Consider the following 16,946-nt stretch of genomic DNA (forward strand, 5'->3'; position numbering starts at 1 on the left):
GGCGTGTGGCGAAATTTGTGGTGACACCCTCGAACGCGGCGCAGCGGGAGGCGTGGGTAGGCGGGACGATCCCGGACGTCGAGCGGGTACGGCCGGGAGTGTGGTCGGTCCCGGTGCCGATCCCGATCAACCCCCTCCGGTACGTGCTGGTCTACGTCCTCGAACTGCCCGACGGCGTGGCGATCATCGACGCCGGCTGGAACACCGATGAGGCGTACGACGCGCTCGTCGCGGGCCTGGGCGTGGCCGGGTACGCGATCACCGACGTCAAGGGCGTGCTCGTCACCCACATCCACCCCGACCACTACGGCCTGGCCGGACGGGTCCGCGAGATGTCCGGCGCCTGGATCGCGCTGCATCCCGCGGACGCCCGCCTGGTGCGCGAACGCTACGACGACGCGGCCATCGACTCCCTCGTCCAGCGCGAGCGGGCGCTGCTGCAGCGCTGCGGCGTCCCCGAGCTGACCCTGGACGAGCTGGCGGGGGCGTCCATGATGATCAGGCACATGGTCTCGATGGCCAGGCCCGACCGGCTGGTCGAGGACGGCGAGGAACTCGGCCTGCCCGGCTGGGACCTGCGGGCCGTCTGGACGCCAGGACACTCGCCCGGCCACCTGTGCTTCGTCTCTCCCGAGCGCAAGGTGCTGTTCTCGGGTGACCACGTGCTGGCGAAGATCACGCCCATCGTGGCCGTGCACCCCCAGTCGGGGCCCAACCCGCTGGCCGACTACCTCGACTCACTGGCCGCCGTACGCAAGCTGGACGTGGACGAGGTGCTGCCCGCGCACGAGTTCCGCTTCCTCGAACTGGCCGAACGGGTGGACACCGTGATGGCGCACCACGACGAGCGGCTGGCCGAGATCGAACGGGTGCTCGGCGCGGCGGGGGCGTCGTCGTGCTGGGAGGTGGCCACCCGGTTGACCTGGTCGCGGCCGTGGGAGACGATCCCGCCGTTCATGCGGCGCTCGGCCAACAACGAGACGCTGGCTCACCTGGCGTGGTTGGAGGCGAAGGGACGGGTAGTGCGGCAGGCGGGTGAGCCGGACCTGTGGCTGAAGCCCTGAGGCGGTTATCGTACTCATACTAGAATGTTGTTCTCCTGCGCGGGAGGTTCGATGCTTCGGTTCGATGACAGGGTCGCGATCATCACGGGGGCCGGGCACGGCCTCGGCAAGTCACACGCCCTCCTGCTGGCCGAGCGGGGCGCCAAGGTCGTCGTCAACGACCTCGGCGGCGCGCTCGACGGCACGGGCGCCTCGACGGGGCCGGCCGCCGAGGTCGCCGACCTCATCACGAAGAACGGCGGCCAGGCGGTGGCCAACGCCGACGACATCTCCACGCCCGAAGGGGCCAGGGCCGTCGTCCAGGCGGCGGTGGACGCGTTCGGCAAGGTCGACATCGTCGTCAACAACGCGGGCATCCTGCGCGACAAGTCGTTCGGGAAGATGACGGTCGAGGAGTTCGACGCGGTGCTGGCCGTGCACGTACGCGGCTCGTACCTGGTCAGCCAGGCCGCCTACCCGCTCATGAAGGCGGCCGGTTACGGGCGCGTCGTCAACACCTCCAGCCCGGCAGGGCTCTTCGGCAACTTCGGGCAGGCCAACTACTCCACCGCCAAGATGGGCCTGGTCGGCCTGACCAAGACGATCGGCATCGAGGGCGCGCGCAACGGCATCAAGGCCAACGCGATCGCCCCCGTCGCCTGGACCCGGATGACGGAGGCGCTGCTGCCGGCCGAGTTCGAGGCCAAGTTCACGCCCGAGCGGGTCAGCGCGCTGGTCGCCTATCTCGTGCACGAGTCGTGCGAGGCCAGCGGTGAGGTCTTCACCGTCGGTGGGGGCCGGGTGGCGCGGGTGTTCGTGGCCGAGGGGCCCGGCTGGAAGACCGACGACGTCACGCCCGAGGCGATCGAGGCCAACTGGGGGGCGGTCATGGCCGAGCAGCCGTACGTGCTGACGGCCGGCGACTCGATGAAGGCGATGCTCTGACGACGGTGCTCTGACGGTGCTCTGACGGGGCTAGGGCGGTGTCGTGGCTGTTAACGAGGCGGTAACGGTATCGCGGCCGGTCGCGGCGCTCTGACCGGGCCGTCGCCGTCCGCGACGATCTGACTGCGCCGCGGTCGCGGACCACCTCCACGTGCCGCCGCGTCGGGCTCCGCCCCAGGTGAAGCCGTGTTTTCCGGGCGCCGGTCCCCTGACAGGGGCCGGCGCTTCGCACGTCCGCCCGATGTCGGAAATGTCGATACGAACGGGTTGGAACCCCGCCTTTGTTCGATCTCCGGCGGAAGTTGGGGGAGTTTGGTCGATTATCACTCTTGATTTGCCGCATCGGTGATCTTATTGTCGCGGCATGACCCCCCTGCCGGGCTCCGCCGGCGACGTGCTGACTCTGATCAGTGCGGGCTCCGCGACGACCCGTTCCGATCTGGCGAAGCTGACCGGCCTGGCCAGATCCACGATCTCCCAGCGCGTCGACGCGCTGATCGAACGCGGACTCGTCGAGGAGACCGAGAGCGGCGAGTCCACCGGCGGCCGGCCGCCGCGCCAGCTGCGCCTGCACACCGAGGAGCACGCCTTCGCCGGCGTGGACCTCGGTGCCACGCACTGCCGGGTGGCGCTGATGGACATCTCGGGCGAGGTGCTGGCCGAGTGCGAGGACGGGCTGCTGATCGGGGAGGGCCCTGAGACGGTGCTCGCCCACGTGGACCAGCGGCTCGACCACCTGCTCGACCGGGTCGGACGGCCCCGTTCCGCGCTGCGGGCCATCGGCATCGGCGTGCCGGGGCCGGTGGAGTTCGCCACCGGACGGCCGAACAACCCGCCGATCATGCCGGGCTGGAACGACTACCCCGTCCCCGAGTACTTCGACGGCGTCGAGGTCCTGGTGGACAACGACGTCAACGTGATGGCGCTGGGCGAGCACCGCAACGCCTTCCCCGGCGCCGGCCACCTGCTGTTCGTCAAGGTCGGCACCGGCATCGGCTGCGGCATCATCGCCGAGGGCACGCTCCACCGGGGCGCCCAGGGCTCGGCCGGCGACATCGGGCACATCCGGGTCAGCGGCCACGACGACGCCGGCTGCCGGTGCGGCAACAGCGCCTGCCTCGAAGCCGTGGCCGGTGGGGCCGCGATCGCGCGGAGGCTGAGCGAGCTGGGCCTGTCGGCCGAGTCGGGAGGCGACGTGGTGGCGCTCGTGCAGGCGGGTGACACGCAGGCGCTGCGCCTGGTCAGGGAGGCCGGCCGGCTGATCGGCGAGGTGCTGGCCAGCCTGGTCAACTTCTTCAACCCCGAGGTCATCGTCATCGGCGGCGCGCTGTCGCGGGTGCACGAGCATCTGCTGGCCGGGATCAGGGAGACGGTCTACCGCAGATCGCTGCCGCTGGCCACGCACCATCTGTCCATCACGCCGAGCCGTACCGGCATCAACGCCGCCGCGCTCGGCGCCGGAATCCTAGCGATCGAGCACTATCTGTCACCCGACAACATCAACCGCATCGTCAACGCCTGAAAGGGACTTCCGATGCTGGTCATGCAGGGCATCGTCAAGCAGTTCCCCGGCGTGCGCGCGCTGGACGGGGTCGATCTGGACGTACGCGCGGGCGAGGTGCACTGCCTGCTCGGCCAGAACGGCGCCGGAAAATCCACCCTGATCAAAGTGCTCGCCGGAGTGCACCAGCCGGACGAGGGCACCATTTTGTTCAACGGGAGCGAAGTACGTCCCGGGAGCCCCATCGACGCCATCAAACTCGGCTTCGCCACCATCTACCAGGAACTCGACCTGGTCGACGGGCTCAGCGTGGCCGAGAACATCTTCCTCGGCCACGAGCACGCCCGCCTGGGCTTCGTCAACAGAGGCGAGGGCAGGCGCGCCGCGCGCGAGGTGCTCGAACGCCTGGGCCATCCGGAGATCCGCCCATCGGCCGAGGTCGGCCGGCTGTCGCCGGCGGCCAAGCAGGTCGTCTCGATGGCCCGCGCGCTCTCGCACGACGCGCGCCTGATCATCATGGACGAGCCGTCCGCCGCCCTCGCCCACGACGAGGTGGCCAACCTCTTCCGCATCATCCGCGAGCTCACCGCCCAGGGTGTGGCCGTGGTCTACATCTCCCACCGCCTGGAGGAGATCCGCGAGATCGGCGACCGGGTCACGGTGCTGAAGGACGGCCGTACGGTCGCCGTCGGCCTGTCCGCGAGCGAGACCCCGACCACGCAGATCGTCTCTCTGATGACGGGCAGGAACGTCGAGTACGTCTTCCCGCCCAGGGGCGGCCGCGAGCCGGGCGAGGAGGTGCTGCGCGTGGAGAACCTCACCTCGCCCGGCGTCTTCTCCGACGTCTCGTTCTCGGTGCGGGCGGGCGAGATCGTGGGCCTGGCCGGGCTCGTCGGCTCGGGCCGCTCGGAGATCCTCGAAGCCGTGTACGGCGCCCGCCCCGCCTCGGGCCGCGTCCTGCTCGAAGGCCGCCCGGTGCGCCGCGGCGTCGTCGGCACGGTCAAGCGCGGCATGGGCCTGGCCCCCGAGGAACGCAAGGCCCAGGCCCTGCTCCTCGACCAGAGCGTGACCGCCAACATCACGCTGGGCACCCTGCCGGGCTTCTCCAAGTTCGGCTGGATCGACCGCAAACGTGAGCTGGACGAGGCCAAGCGCCTTTCCGAAATGCTCGACATCCGGCCACCCGACCCGGAACGCCCGATCCGCACCCTGTCGGGCGGCAACCAGCAGAAGGCCGTGCTCGCCCGCTGGCTGCTCGGCGGCACCAAGCTGCTCCTGCTCGACGAACCGACCAGAGGCGTGGACGTGGGCGCCAGGGCCGAGCTGTACGCGGTCATCCACGACCTGGCCGAGCAGGGCATCGGCGTGCTCCTGGTCTCCAGCGAGGTGCCCGAGGTGCTCGGCCTGGCGGACCGGGTGCTGGTGCTGCGCGAAGGGGCCGTCATCCACGAGGGCGAGGCCGAAGGGCTGGACGAGCACCGTGTACTGGACATGATCATGAATGGGAGGGCGGCGTGATGAGCGAGCCCACGACGGACCGGCCCCCGGGGAAGACGGCCGCCCTGTCACTGCCGTCGATCCGCGGCGTCGGAGAGATGCGCCACCTCGGCCTGTTCGGCGCGCTGGCGCTGCTGGTCGTGGTCGGCCTGGTCACCCGGCCGGACAACTTCGCGACCGCCTCCAACCTGATCAGCATCCTGTCGCTGGCGGCCACCATCGGCGTGATCACGGTCGGGGCCACGTTCGTCATCATCGGCGGCGGCATCGACCTGTCGGTGGGCGCGATCATGGCTCTGGCCTCGGTCTGGGCGACGACGCTTGCCACGCAGTCGTACGGGCCGGTGGTGATGTCGATCTGCGCGATCCTCGTCGGCACCGGGGCGGGGCTGGTCAACGGGTGGCTGATCGCCTACGGGCGGCTGGTGCCGTTCATCGCCACGCTGGCCATGCTGGTGGCCGCGCGCGGCCTGGCTCAGCGCATGTCCGACCGCAAGACGCAGCTGATCTCGTCCGACAACGCGGCCATCGTGGATCTGTCGACCACCCGCGTGGCCGGCATCCCGCTGCTCGTCTACGTCTTCGCCCTCGTCGTGATACTCGGGTGGGTGCTGCTCAACCGCACGACGTTCGGGCGGCGTACGTACGCGGTCGGCGGCAACCCCGAGGCGGCCCGCCTGGCCGGCATCGACGTGCGCAGGCACACGATGCTGCTCTACGCCCTGTCCGGGCTGTGCTGCGGCATCGCGGCCATCCTGATCATGGCGCGCACCACCACCGGCTCGTCCACCCACGGCGACCTGTACGAGCTCGACGCGATCGCCGCGGTGATCATCGGCGGCACGCTGCTCACCGGAGGGCGAGGCACGATCATGGGCTCCATCCTGGGCCTGCTGATCTTCACCCTCATCACCAACCTGTTCATCCTCAACGGCCTCAACACCAGCGACCAGCTGATCGCCAAGGGCCTGATCATCGTCGTCGCCGTCCTTCTCCAGCGGCGGAACCTGAAGGAGAGAGCACCATGAGTGACAACGTCGCGCGCAGGGGATTCCTCGTCGGCGGTCTCGGCGGAGCCGTTCTCTTAGCGACCGGCTGCACCAGCAACGAGCCGGCGGCCGCTCCGTCGAGCGCGGCCCCGGCTCCGGCCCAGGCGACCGGTGGCAACGACCAGCCGGGCACCAAGGTCGTGATCGGATTCTCGGCCCCGGCCGCCGACCACGGCTGGATCGCGGCCATCGCCAAGAACGCCGAGAGCGCCGCCAAGCAGTATTCCGACATCGAGTTCAAGCCCGTCGAGCCCACCAACGACATCAACCAGCAGATCTCCGCGGTCGAGTCGCTGATCGCGGCCAAGGTGAACGCGCTGGTGATCCTGCCCAACGACGGCCAGCAGCTCAACCAGGTCGCGCTGCAGGCCACCGAGGCGGGTATCCCGGTGATCAACCTCGACCGCATCTTCCCCGACAAGCTCGCCTACCGGACCTGGATCGGCGGCGACAACTACGGCATGGGCGTGGCCGCCGGCCACTACATCGGCAAGGAGCTCAAGAGCAAGAACGTGACGAACCCCGTGATCGTCGAGATCCAGGGCATCGCCACGCTCCCCCTGACCCAGGACCGCAGCAAGGGCTTCGCCGACGCGCTCAAGACGTACGGGTTCAAGGTCACGGCCCAGCAGGACGCCCAGTTCACCGTCGAGACCGGCAACGAGGTGGCCACCTCGCTGCTCCAGGCGCACAAGAAGATCGACGCGCTCTGGAACCACGACGACGACCAGGGCGTGGGCGTGCTCGCCGCCATCAAGGAGGCGAACCGCAACGAGTTCATCATGGTCGGCGGCGCCGGATCGCTGAACGCGATGAAGGAGATCCAGACGGGCACGTCCGTGCTCAAGGCGACGGTCACCTACAGCCCGACCATGGCCTCCTCGGCGATCAAGCTGGCGCGTCTGATAGCACAGGGGAAGGGCATGAGTGATCTGGTGGAGAACCAGGTTCCCCAGTCGATCACACTCGCGTCCGAGACCATCACCAAGGACAACGTCGAGAAGTACCTGGCGCTCGGCTTCGAGTCCTGATCCTGATCGGGGGTTGCATGTCAGACAGAACCACCATCGGCGTGGGCATGGTCGGCTACGCCTTCATGGGCCGTGTCCACTCCCAAGCCTGGCGAAGCGTGGGCGCCTTCTTCGACCTGCCGCTGGCACCGCGCATGGCGGTGCTCTCCGGCAGGTCCAAGGAGCGCACCGAGGCGGCCGCCGCGCAGCTCGGCTGGGACGCCGTCGAGACGGACTGGAGAGAGCTGGTCAAGCGCGACGACGTGCAGATCGTCGACATCTGCACGCCGGGCGACTCCCACGCCGAGATCGCCATCGCCGCGTTGCAGGCCGGCAAGCACGTACTCTGCGAGAAGCCGCTGGCCAACACCGTGGCCGAGGCCGAGGCCATGGTGGCGGCCGCCGCCGTGGCGCCGGGCAAGAGCATGGTGGCCTTCAACTACCGGCGGGTGCCCGCGATCGCGCTCGCCCGCCGGTACGTCGAGGAGGGCCGGATCGGCGAGATCAGGCACGTACGCGCCGCGTACCTGCAGGATTGGATCGTCGATCCGGAGTTCCCGCTGGTCTGGCGGCTGCAGAAGGACAAGGCGGGCGCCGGCGCGCTGGGTGACATCGGCTCGCACATCGTCGACGCCGCCCAGTTCATCACCGGCCAGAACGTGGTGGGCGTGTCCGCGCTGACGGAGACGTTCATCAAGGAGCGGCCGCTGGCGGCGGAGTCGGCGGGGCTGGGCGCCACCGGCTCCTCCGCCCGCGGCACCGTCACCGTCGACGACGCCGCGCTGTTCATCGGCCGGCTGTCGGGCGGCGCGGTGGCCTCCTTCGAGGCCACCCGCTTCGCCAACGGGCGCAAGAACGCGATGCGCATCGAGATCAACGGCTCGCGCGGCAGCCTGGCCTTCGACTTCGAGGCGATGAACGAGCTCTGGTACAGCGCCGACGGCGGCGGCTTCGAGCGCATCCTGGTCACCGAGCCCGACCACCCGTACGTCGGAGCCTGGTGGCCGCCCGGCCACGGACTCGGCTACGAGCACACCTTCACCCACGAGATCAAGGACTTCCTGGAAGCGGTCGCCACCGGAGCCGACCCGACGCCCTCGTTCGCCGACGGGCTGCGGGTGCAGCGGGTGCTGGAGGCGGTCGAGCGCAGCGCGGCTGAGGGTAGCCGCTACACGGACGTGGAGGACTGATGAGACCAGTCACGCTGTTCACGGGACAGTGGGCCGACCTGCCCTTCGAGGAGGTGTGCAGGCTGGCGGCCGAATGGGGCTACGACGGCCTGGAGATCGCCTGCTCGGGTGACCACTTCGACGTGGCCCAGGCCGTGTCGGACCCGTCGTACGTGGAGCAGAAGCGCGCGCAACTGGACAAGCACGGCCTGAAGGTATGGACGATCTCCAACCACCTCGTGGGCCAGGCCGTGTGCGACCATCCCATCGACGAGCGGCACAAGGCCATCCTCCCGGCGCGCATCTGGGGCTCGGGTGACCCCGAGTCCGTGCGCCAGGCGGCGGCCGAGGACCTGAAGAACACCGCCCGCGCCGCCGCGCTGCTCGGCGTGGACACCGTGGTGGGCTTCACGGGCTCGTCGATCTGGCACACGGTCGCGATGTTCCCGCCGGTGCCCGCCTCCATGGTGGACGCCGGCTACCAGGACTTCGCCGACCGCTGGAACCCGATCCTCGACGTCTTCGACGAGGTCGGGGTGCGTTTCGCGCACGAGGTGCACCCGAGCGAGATCGCCTACGACTACCACACCACCGTGCGCACCCTGGAGGCCATCGGCCACCGGCCCGCGTTCGGCCTCAACTGGGACCCCTCCCACATGGTGTGGCAGGACATCGACCCGGTCGGCTTCATCCTCGACTTCAAGGACCGCATCTACCACGTGGACTGCAAGGACACGCGGGTCCGGGTCGGCGACGGCCGCAAGGGCCGCCTGTCGTCGCACCTGCCGTGGGCGGACATGCGCCGAGGCTGGGACTTCGTCTCGACCGGCCGCGGCGACGTGCCGTGGGAGGACTGCTTCAGGGCGCTGAACTCGATCGGGTACGAAGGTCCGATCTCGATCGAGTGGGAGGACGCGGGGATGGACCGGCTGGACGGGGCCAAGGAGGCACTGTCCTACATCCGCACCCTCAACTCCATCACCCCGCCGACCACGGCCTTCGACGCGGCCTTCTCGACCACGTAACAGCCGCTTTTGAGCGCCCCCCGGCCCTCTGGGCCGGGGGGCGCACGGCTCTCTCCATCGGTAGAGAAGCTCTCAGAGGTGAGCGCCTCTGCTATGCATGTCATGGAGCAATTACCTGGGGAGACAGTGATGGCTGCAGGGTTGACGGATGCGCTGGGATTCCGATGGGACAGAGAGTCGATCAGACAGGACGTCGGCGTTCATTCGGTTGAGCGGGCGGTTTGGAGGTACCAGCGCGCGCTTCCCGAGTTCGTATGGGACGCGGCCGCTCTGGAAGGAAATCCGTTCACCTATCCAGAGGTGCAGACCCTCATGGAGGGCATCACCGTGGGCGGTCGGAAGCTCAGCGATGAACGGCAGGTGATCAATCTAGCCGAGTCGGCCAGAGAACTTGTGCGCGTCGTGAAGGCGGAAAAGTTCAGACTCGACAAGCCCACGTCGGATCACTTCCAGAAGTTGATCGCCGAAGGTGAGGCCCTTGAGGTCGGGCATTTCAGAGGAGAGGGTCCCCTCACCCTGACGCCCGGGGTCAGCCTAGGCTCACACGGCAGGTACATGCCGCCTCCGACGGTGCCAGGGGGCGCGAATCTGCGGCAGATCTTCTCGGACGGGGTGCAGGCCATCTACGCCGAGATACAGTCGCCGTTCGAGCAGGCCATCGCGTACTTCCTGTTCGCGGCCCTGCAGCGGTTCTATTTCGACGGCAACAAGCGAACCGGCCGCACCATGATGAACGGTCACCTCATGTCGAACGGGATGGACGCCATCAGCGTGCCCGCTGTCCGGAGAGCCGAGTTCAACACCACAATGGTCGACTTCTACCGGACCAAGGACGCGACGGCCACGTTCGCCTTCCTCACCTCGTGCCACCCGGACTTCGAGGAGCCTCCGGGAGTCCTGTGACGCGTATCCTTTCACCCCGCTACGGCAATGAAAGGATAGTCGTTATCCTTTCACGCTCGGGGGCGGCGTGAAAGGATAACGACCAGCATTTGGGGGATTCGCCCGGTTTGCTTCGGTTGGGGTTCGGCTTCCTGGCGTCAGTCCATGATGACGATCTGGCGGAGGACCTCGCCGCCGCGCAGGGCCGCTACGGCGTCGTTGAGGTCGGCGAGGCGGATTCTGGCGCTGATCATGGACTCCAGGTCGAGCAGGCCCGTCTTGTGCAGCTTGGCGAAGTACGGGAAGTCGTGGCGGACGTCGGCCTCGCCGTACAGGCTGGACAGCAGGTTCTTGCCTTCGAAGAGGAGGCTGAAGGCGGAGATGGACACCATGTCGTCCATCGCCCCGGCCCCGACCACGATGACGTCGCCGCCCGCACGGGTGAGTTGCCAGGCGCTCTGGATCGTGGCGGCCTTGCCGACCACCTCGAAGCCGTAGTCGAAGCCGCCGCCGCCCGTGAGCTCGTTCAGGGCCTCGGGGACCTGCTCGGGAGTCACCGCGTGCGTCGCCCCGACCTTCTTGGCGAGTGCGTGCTTGGACTCCAGCGGGTCCACCGCGAGGATCGTCCTGGCGCCGGAGACGCGGGCGCCCTGGATGACGGACAGGCCGACGCCGCCGCAGCCGATCACCACGACCGTGGAGCCCGGCCGCACCTTCGCGGTGTTGATCGCGGCGCCCACGCCGGTCGTGATGCCGCAGCCGATCAGGGCCGCGGCCTCCCAGGAGACGTCCTCGTCGATCTTGATCGCGCCCTGCCAGGGCACGATGATCTCCTCCGCCCAAGTGCCGCACCCGGCCATCCCGAAGACCGTCGCGTCGTCGCCGCCGAGGCGGAAGTTGCCCTTGGAGAAGGACTCGATGACGTACTTCATGCACAGGTACGGCTGCCCGCCCACGCACAGCTCGCACTCCTGGCAGGCGGGGCGCCAGGAGATGACCACGTGGTCGCCGGGTTTGACCGAGCTGACGTGCTCGCCCACCTCGACCACCTCGCCGGCGCCCTCGTGGCCCGGGATGAGCGGCACGGGTTGCGGCAGCACGCCGGTCATGGCCGACAGGTCCGAGTGGCAGACACCCGTGGCTCTGATCCGCACGCGTACGTCGGTCGGCCCGACGGGGGCCAGGGTGACGTCGTCCCGGATGTCGAGCTTGTCGTTGCCTACGGCGTGCAGGATCGCGGCGCGCATGGGGTTCCTCCTCGTGCCTGGGCTATTCCTCGAGGGACAGAGCGGCTTTCGGGCAGGACCTGACCGCGTGGCGGACGCGGTCCTGCGTCTCGGGGGGTGGTTGCGGGAGCAGGATGTGCAGCTGGTCGTCGTCGTCCAGCTCGAACACCTCCGGCGCGAGCCCCGTGCACACGGCGTTGGCTTCGCAGACCAGCTCGTCCACCTTGACCTTCATGTGAGCCTCCTGTGATCCCATGAGACCACTTTGGTGCGCTCGACGACGTACGCAACCCGTTTGAGGCCGGTTTTCTCCACGTACGGACGCAGCAGCTCGTCCGGTACGCCGGGCGTCATCCTGCGGGCGATGGTCATGCCGATGTCCATGACGCGGTCGCGGTCGTCGACCCTGCGGGCGGTGCCGTACACCAGGACGCCGCGCAGCTGGTCGTAGTCGTCGCCGGTCTCGACCAGGCAGCTCACCCGGGGGTCGCGGGACAGGTTGCGGGCCTTCTGCGCCTTCGCGTAGGTCCAGAAGGCGATCTCCCCGCCCGCGAGGCCGTAGAACATGGTCACCAGGTGCGGGGTGCCGTCGGCGTTGATGGTGGCCAGCTGCACCTTGCGCGAGCTCTCCAGGAAGGCGGTGACGTCGTCGTCCGACATGGCGATGCGTGCGCGCTGATTCACGTGCCAAGTAGAACAGGTTGCAGAACGGCCCGGCAAGAGCCCGCCGGAATGTTATTCGGTTCGGCTAGGGTGCATGCCTATGTCGATGCCGTCAGAGCTGCTGTACGCGGCCAAGCACGCCAAGGGATTCATGCCGCAGGACGAGGGCCTGGCCTTGTTCGAGGCGGCCTGCCGGTACGGCAAGCTCGGCCCCATCTGCGAGATCGGCACCTACTGCGGCAAGTCGGCGATCTACCTCGGTGCGGGGGCCAGGAAGTCCGGCTCGGTGGTCGTCACCGTCGACCACCACCGCGGCTCCGAGGAGATCCAGCCGGGCTGGGCGCACCACGACCCGACGCTGGTGGACCCGCGCTTCGGCAAGATGGACTCACTGCCGACCTTCAGGACCACGATCGCCGCCGCCGGCCTGGAGGAGGAGGTGATCGCCGTCGTCGGCAGGTCCGAGCGGGTGGCCGCGCTCTGGAGCACGCCGCTGGCCATGCTGTTCATCGACGGCGGCCACTCCGAGGAGCCGGTGACCCGCGACTACGAGGGCTGGGCGCCGCACGTCATGACGGGCGGGGCGCTGGTCTTCCACGACATCTATCCCGATCCGGCCGACGGCGGGCAGGCGCCGTTCCAGGTCTATCGGCGGGCGCTGGCGTCTGGGGCGTTCGAGGAGGTGTCGGTGACGGGGTCGCTGCGGGTGCTGGAGCGGGTAGGCCCGGGAATCTGAGCCTTCACAAGGCGGTCAGCAGCGGTGGCGGCGGTTCCAGGAGCGGCGGATCTGCGACTGCCAGCGCTGGAAGTCCTCGTGCGTGTGCGCCTCGTGCCCGAGCGCGATGAGCGCCTGGTCCGTCCACGAGGCCGCCTCCTCCGGGTCGGTCCCGGCCAGGATCGGCACGGCCCGCGCGACGTGCGCGGGCAGCTCTCCCGAACGCAGCCGCGCGGCGACCGCGAAGGCGCACCCCTGGGCCAGGTACGCGCGGAACCCGTCGGCCCCCGCGTGCTCGGTCAGCCACCACAGCTCGTCGGCCTCGGCCCCGCCCGTGTACGTGGCCGCGAACCCGACCCCGCTCCACAGGTCGGCCCGCCGCGGCGCGGGAAAACCGCCGATCCGCGTGGCCGCGTCGTCGGGGGAGGCGCCGTCGTGGTACCACAGCAGCCGCCCGAGCCCCTGGTCGAAGACCGCGCAGTGCGCCCTGGTGAGCAGGTCGGGCATGGTCCGCTCGCCCACCAGGCGATCGGTCCTGGTCAGCCCCATCTGGAAGCCGAACCCGTCCACCGCCAGCCAGCGCAGCAGCGGATGGGCCCGGCGCGCGCCCCACACCGGGCGCAGCCGTACGAGTGCGTACCCGCGGCCGGCGCCCAGGTAGGCGGCGTGGCGGTGATGCTGGGCGGGGCCGGCCAGTAGCTCGTGAAGGCGCCGGCCCCGGGTCAGGGTGAGCAGGTCGAGTACGGTGCAGGCGGCGGCCGCTCCCTCGTAGCCGAAGGGCCGCTGCTCGTGCGGGATCTCCTCGATCTTCTCTGTCTCGCGTGACATCACCGCGTTGTAGCCGAAGACGTACGAACTCTCGGCCTTCGTGAAGACCATCCGCGAAGGCCCGCCCCTGGACCGGAATCTCCGCCGGCCCAGATCGGACTCCAGCGGATCCTTGGCCAGGAATCTGCGCAACCCTCTGGCCCGCGACACCTGCGGCTCAGCCGCCGGATGGGTCCTGACCTGGTCCAAGAACGATGTTGTGCCCGTGTCGCCCACGCTTCCCCCGAAGACGCCTCGTACGGCCAGACACGAAGCTAGTAACCCCATTGCGCCGTTCGACGGCGGCGCACCGGTTGTCCTCGGCAAAGAACCGGCAAAAGCCCTTGTGCGCGGCTCAGAGACCTTCTTCGGCCGCCTGGGGAGGCACGCGTACGCCGGCGCACCCGCACACGTCAGGATCGAACACGGAGGTCCCCGCGATGTCGCGGAACAGCCCGGCCCCCGCCGAATACCCGGCCAGCGCGTCGGCCGCGAGGACGGTCGCGGCGGCGGTGTAGCCGGAGCGCTCGTGCGGGAAGTGCTTGCGGTTGACGAACTGCCAGCCGGTCCAGTACGAGCCGTCCTCGTGCCGCAGGTGCTGCATGTCCTGGAACAGCGCCAGCGCCCGTTCCCTGTCGCCCAGCGCGTCGAGCGCCAGCACCAGCTCGCAGGTCTCGGCCCCCGTGACCCACGGCTGGTCGGAGACGCACCGGATGCCGAGCCCCGGCACCACGAACGTGGCCCACTCGCGCTCCAGCAGCTGCACCGCCTGCCGCCCGCGTACCGCGCCGCCGAGGACGGGGTAGTACCAGTCCATGGAGAAGCGGCTCTTGTCGGCGAACGCCTCGGGGTGGGCGGCGAGCACGTGCGCCAGCCGGTCGGCGGCCAGCTCCCAGTGCGGCTGCGGGTCGCCCAGGTGGTCGGCGAGCAGCACGCCGCAGCGCAGCCCCTGGTGGATGGAGGAGCAGCCGGTGAGCAGCGCGTACGTCGAGGGCCTGCCGTGCGCGTCACGTTCCCAGACGATCTCGCCGCGCTCGGTCTGCAGCCCCGCCACGTAGTCGAGCGCGGCCTTGACCATCGGCCAGCTCTCCTCTGTGAGGCGCTGGTCGCCGGTGACGAGGTGATGGTGCCACACTCCGGCGGCGACGTAGGCGGCGTGGTTGGTCTCGCCGCCCAGCTCCGTGGGCACGCCGCCGACCAGCTTCATCGGCCACGAGCCGTCGGCGCGCTGGTGGCGGGCCAGCCAGGCGTAGCCGCGGCGTACTGGCTCATCCAGCCCCGCCACGGTCATCGCCATCAGGCACTCGACGTGGTTCCAGGCGTCGACGTGGCCCTCGGGCCACGGCACGCCGCCGTCCTCCTGCTGGATCGCCGCGATGCTGGCCGCGGTCCTGACGACCTCTTCGCGGGAGATCATGGCTTGCGGACGTAGAGGACCACGCTCTTGCCGATGAGCGGGTTGAGCAGGCTCTCGGCGATCCTGGTCGCGGCCGGGCGCTTCATGATGTCCCAGACCAGCAGCTCGTGGTACGCCTTCGCGAGGGGGTGGTCGTCGTTGTTGACGCCCACCGCGCACTTGATCCACCAGTAGGGGGCGTGCAGGCCGTGGGCGTGGTGGTGGGGGCCGATCGTGAACCCGACGGACTTCAGCTTGGCCGACAGCTCGGCCAGCGTGTAGATGCGTACGTGGCCACCGGGGGCGGTGTGGTAGTCCTCGTCCAGCGCCCAGCAGATCCGCTCGGGCAGGAAGCTCGGCACGGTGATCGCGGCCGTGCCGCCCGGCTTGAGCACGCGGAGGATCTCCCGCATGGCCGCCATGTCGTCGGGGATGTGCTCCAGCACCTCGGCCGCGATGACCCGGTCGAAGGAGCCGTCCTCGAACGGCATGTCCAGGGCGGTGCCCTGGACGATCTCGCCGGTGGCGCCCGCGGGCACCTCGCCCGCCTTGTCCATCGCCGCGAACATGGCCGACACGCCGTCCAGCTCTGACTGGTCCATGTCGAACGCGATCACGTCCGCGCCCCTGCGCAGCACCTCGAACGCGTGCCGGCCGCCGCCGCAGCCGAGATCGAGCACGCGAACGCCGGGGCCCACGGGCAGCCGGGCGAAGTCCACGGTCAGCACTGGTCAGCCTCTCCTTTTGTGGTTCTCGATGGCCTCGTGGTACGCCTCGACGGTCTTCTTGGCCACGACATGCCAGGTGTAGCGCTCCATGACCCGGTCGTATCCGGCCTTGCCCACCCGCTCGCGCTCCTCGGGCGAGTCGAGGAGGCGGCGCAGGGCCGCGGCCAGCTCCTCGGGGTCGCCGGGCGGCACCTGGACGGCCGCGTCGCCGACGACCTCGGGCAGCGCGCCCGTACGGCTGGCGACCAGGGGCGTGCCGCAGGCCATGTGCTCGACGGCCGGCAGCGAGAAGCCCTCGTAGAGCGAGGGCACGACCGAGATCTCGGAGGTGGCGATCAGCTCGCCTAGCTCGTCGTCGGAGATGCCGTGCACGAAGCGGACCCGTTCCTGCAGCGACAGCTCCTGCACGAGCTGCTCGGTCGGGCCGCCGGGGGTCGGCCTGCTGACGACGGTGAGGTGCACCTCGCGCTCGGTGGCCAGCTTGGCCATGGCCCGCAGCAGCGTCGCGACGCCCTTCATGGGCGAGTCCGCGCTGGCCACGGCCACGATCGAGCCCTTGCGCTTCGGCTTGTCCGCGCGCGGGTGGAAGTAGCGGGTGTCCACGCCCAGCGGGATCAGGCGCATGTTGGCCTGGGGGACGTTGAAGTCGCGGTGGATGTCGGCCAGCGACGACTCGCTGACGGTCAGGATGGGGCTCAGCCGGGGCGCGACGCGGGACTGCATCTTCACGAAGCCGTACCAGCGGCGCATGGTCAGCTTCTTCGCGCCCTTGGCGGCTTCGAGTTCGATCCGCCGGTCCACGCTGATGGGGTGGTGGATGGTGCCGACCACGGGGAAGAGCTTCTGGATGCCGAGCAGGCCGTAACCGAGGGTCTGGTTGTCCTGGACGACGTCGAAGTCGCCGACCCGCTTCTTCAGCTCGCGGTGGGCGCGCAGGGTGAAGGTCAGTGGCTCGGGGAAGCCGGCCGTCCACATGGTGCCGACTTCCAGCCAGTCGATCCAGTCGCGGTATTCGTGCAGCTTGGGCGTTCTGAACGGGTCTTCGTCGCGGTAGAGGTCGAGACTGGGGACCTCCCGCAGGATGACGCCCTCGTCCAGCTCGGGGTAGGGCTGGCCGGAGAACACCTCGACGTGGTGGCCGAGCGCGACCAGCTCCCTGCTGAGGTGGCGGAGATAAACGCCCTGGCCGCCGCAGGTGGGCTTGCTGCGGTAGGACAGAAGCGCGATCCGCAGCCTTCGCTCCACGGACACCCCTTTCGCCGCCGGTAAGGCCCTGAGGCGGGCGTGTAC

The 16,946-nt window shown here is 69.4% G+C and carries 17 protein-coding genes; 10 read left to right on the forward strand and 7 right to left on the reverse strand.

Annotation, left to right across the window (positions count from 1 at the left end):
• The first annotated feature begins 5 nt into the window (after positions 1 to 5).
• The 9 genes from AB0C28_RS43040 to AB0C28_RS43080 all read left to right on the forward strand — a co-directional run bounded on the left by AB0C28_RS43040 (position 6) and on the right by AB0C28_RS43080 (position 10,142).
• The gene (locus AB0C28_RS43040) at positions 6 to 1,064 is read left to right on the forward strand and encodes an MBL fold metallo-hydrolase (protein ID WP_358081534.1); all 1,059 of its coding nucleotides are present in this window, start codon (positions 6 to 8) and stop codon (positions 1,062 to 1,064) included.
• Between the two features lie 51 nt (positions 1,065 to 1,115).
• On the forward strand, positions 1,116 to 1,988 hold the full coding sequence (locus tag AB0C28_RS43045; protein WP_357848813.1) for an SDR family NAD(P)-dependent oxidoreductase: 873 nt from the start codon (positions 1,116 to 1,118) through the stop codon (positions 1,986 to 1,988).
• A gap of 364 nt (positions 1,989 to 2,352) precedes the next feature.
• Positions 2,353 to 3,510, forward strand: coding sequence for an ROK family transcriptional regulator (locus AB0C28_RS43050; protein WP_358081536.1), 1,158 nt, complete (start codon positions 2,353 to 2,355; stop codon positions 3,508 to 3,510).
• A gap of 12 nt (positions 3,511 to 3,522) precedes the next feature.
• On the forward strand, positions 3,523 to 5,007 hold the full coding sequence (locus tag AB0C28_RS43055) for a sugar ABC transporter ATP-binding protein (protein WP_357848807.1): 1,485 nt from the start codon (positions 3,523 to 3,525) through the stop codon (positions 5,005 to 5,007).
• Entirely contained in the window at positions 5,007 to 6,014 is a 1,008-nt protein-coding gene (locus AB0C28_RS43060) for an ABC transporter permease (RefSeq protein WP_357848805.1), read from the forward strand. Before AB0C28_RS43055 ends, AB0C28_RS43060 begins: the two co-directional genes overlap by 1 nt.
• Positions 6,011 to 7,066 carry a substrate-binding domain-containing protein gene (locus tag AB0C28_RS43065; RefSeq protein WP_357848802.1) on the forward strand — a complete coding sequence of 352 codons (1,056 nt, stop codon included), beginning with the start codon at positions 6,011 to 6,013 and terminating at the stop codon, positions 7,064 to 7,066. The genes AB0C28_RS43060 and AB0C28_RS43065 overlap by 4 nt, the downstream gene beginning before the upstream one ends.
• Before the next feature lie 17 nt (positions 7,067 to 7,083).
• Positions 7,084 to 8,235: a Gfo/Idh/MocA family oxidoreductase gene (locus AB0C28_RS43070; RefSeq protein WP_346111729.1), complete on the forward strand. Its 1,152-nt coding sequence runs from the start codon at positions 7,084 to 7,086 to the stop codon at positions 8,233 to 8,235.
• Entirely contained in the window at positions 8,232 to 9,239 is a 1,008-nt protein-coding gene (locus AB0C28_RS43075; protein ID WP_346111742.1) for a sugar phosphate isomerase/epimerase family protein, read from the forward strand. The genes AB0C28_RS43070 and AB0C28_RS43075 overlap by 4 nt, the downstream gene beginning before the upstream one ends.
• A 129-nt stretch (positions 9,240 to 9,368) precedes the next feature.
• A complete protein-coding gene (locus AB0C28_RS43080; protein WP_357848799.1) occupies positions 9,369 to 10,142 on the forward strand; it encodes a hypothetical protein in 774 nt (257 codons plus the stop codon).
• A gap of 137 nt (positions 10,143 to 10,279) precedes the next feature.
• Here the strand turns inward: AB0C28_RS43080 and AB0C28_RS43085 are convergent, their stop codons facing one another.
• The 3 genes from AB0C28_RS43085 to AB0C28_RS43095 are packed head-to-tail and all read right to left on the reverse strand — an operon-like array spanning position 10,280 to position 12,031.
• On the reverse strand, positions 10,280 to 11,368 hold the full coding sequence (locus tag AB0C28_RS43085) for a Zn-dependent alcohol dehydrogenase (protein ID WP_357848796.1): 1,089 nt from the start codon (positions 11,366 to 11,368) through the stop codon (positions 10,280 to 10,282).
• A 22-nt stretch (positions 11,369 to 11,390) separates the two neighbouring features.
• Positions 11,391 to 11,582 carry a ferredoxin gene (locus AB0C28_RS43090; protein ID WP_346111726.1) on the reverse strand — a complete coding sequence of 64 codons (192 nt, stop codon included), beginning with the start codon at positions 11,580 to 11,582 and terminating at the stop codon, positions 11,391 to 11,393.
• The gene (locus AB0C28_RS43095; protein WP_346111725.1) at positions 11,579 to 12,031 is read right to left on the reverse strand and encodes a pyridoxamine 5'-phosphate oxidase family protein; all 453 of its coding nucleotides are present in this window, start codon (positions 12,029 to 12,031) and stop codon (positions 11,579 to 11,581) included. Before AB0C28_RS43095 ends, AB0C28_RS43090 begins: the two co-directional genes overlap by 4 nt.
• An 85-nt stretch (positions 12,032 to 12,116) precedes the next feature.
• On the opposite strand from AB0C28_RS43095, the gene AB0C28_RS43100 reads away from it, so the two are divergent.
• Positions 12,117 to 12,746, forward strand: coding sequence for a class I SAM-dependent methyltransferase (locus tag AB0C28_RS43100; RefSeq protein WP_357848905.1), 630 nt, complete (start codon positions 12,117 to 12,119; stop codon positions 12,744 to 12,746).
• Positions 12,747 to 12,761: 15 nt separating this feature from the next.
• Here the strand turns inward: AB0C28_RS43100 and AB0C28_RS43105 are convergent, their stop codons facing one another.
• The 4 genes from AB0C28_RS43105 to AB0C28_RS43120 all read right to left on the reverse strand — a co-directional run bounded on the left by AB0C28_RS43105 (position 12,762) and on the right by AB0C28_RS43120 (position 16,907).
• Positions 12,762 to 13,742, reverse strand: a complete 981-nt coding sequence (locus tag AB0C28_RS43105; RefSeq protein ID WP_357848792.1) for a DUF1702 family protein — start codon at positions 13,740 to 13,742, stop codon at positions 12,762 to 12,764.
• A 145-nt stretch (positions 13,743 to 13,887) separates the two neighbouring features.
• Positions 13,888 to 14,949 carry a prenyltransferase gene (locus AB0C28_RS43110; RefSeq protein ID WP_358081539.1) on the reverse strand — a complete coding sequence of 354 codons (1,062 nt, stop codon included), beginning with the start codon at positions 14,947 to 14,949 and terminating at the stop codon, positions 13,888 to 13,890.
• Complete coding sequence (locus tag AB0C28_RS43115; RefSeq protein ID WP_357848786.1) at positions 14,946 to 15,656, reverse strand: methyltransferase domain-containing protein; 711 nt, start codon at positions 15,654 to 15,656, stop codon at positions 14,946 to 14,948. The genes AB0C28_RS43110 and AB0C28_RS43115 overlap by 4 nt, the downstream gene beginning before the upstream one ends.
• 3 nt (positions 15,657 to 15,659) lie before the next feature.
• Positions 15,660 to 16,907 (reverse strand): glycosyltransferase family 4 protein, encoded by a 1,248-nt coding sequence (locus tag AB0C28_RS43120; protein WP_357848783.1) that lies wholly within the window; start codon positions 16,905 to 16,907, stop codon positions 15,660 to 15,662.
• Positions 16,908 to 16,946 lie beyond the last annotated feature (39 nt).

Origin of the sequence: Nonomuraea sp. NPDC048892, assembly GCF_040649735.1 — a bacterium.
Taxonomy (GTDB): Bacteria; Actinomycetota; Actinomycetes; order Streptosporangiales; family Streptosporangiaceae; genus Nonomuraea; species Nonomuraea maheshkhaliensis.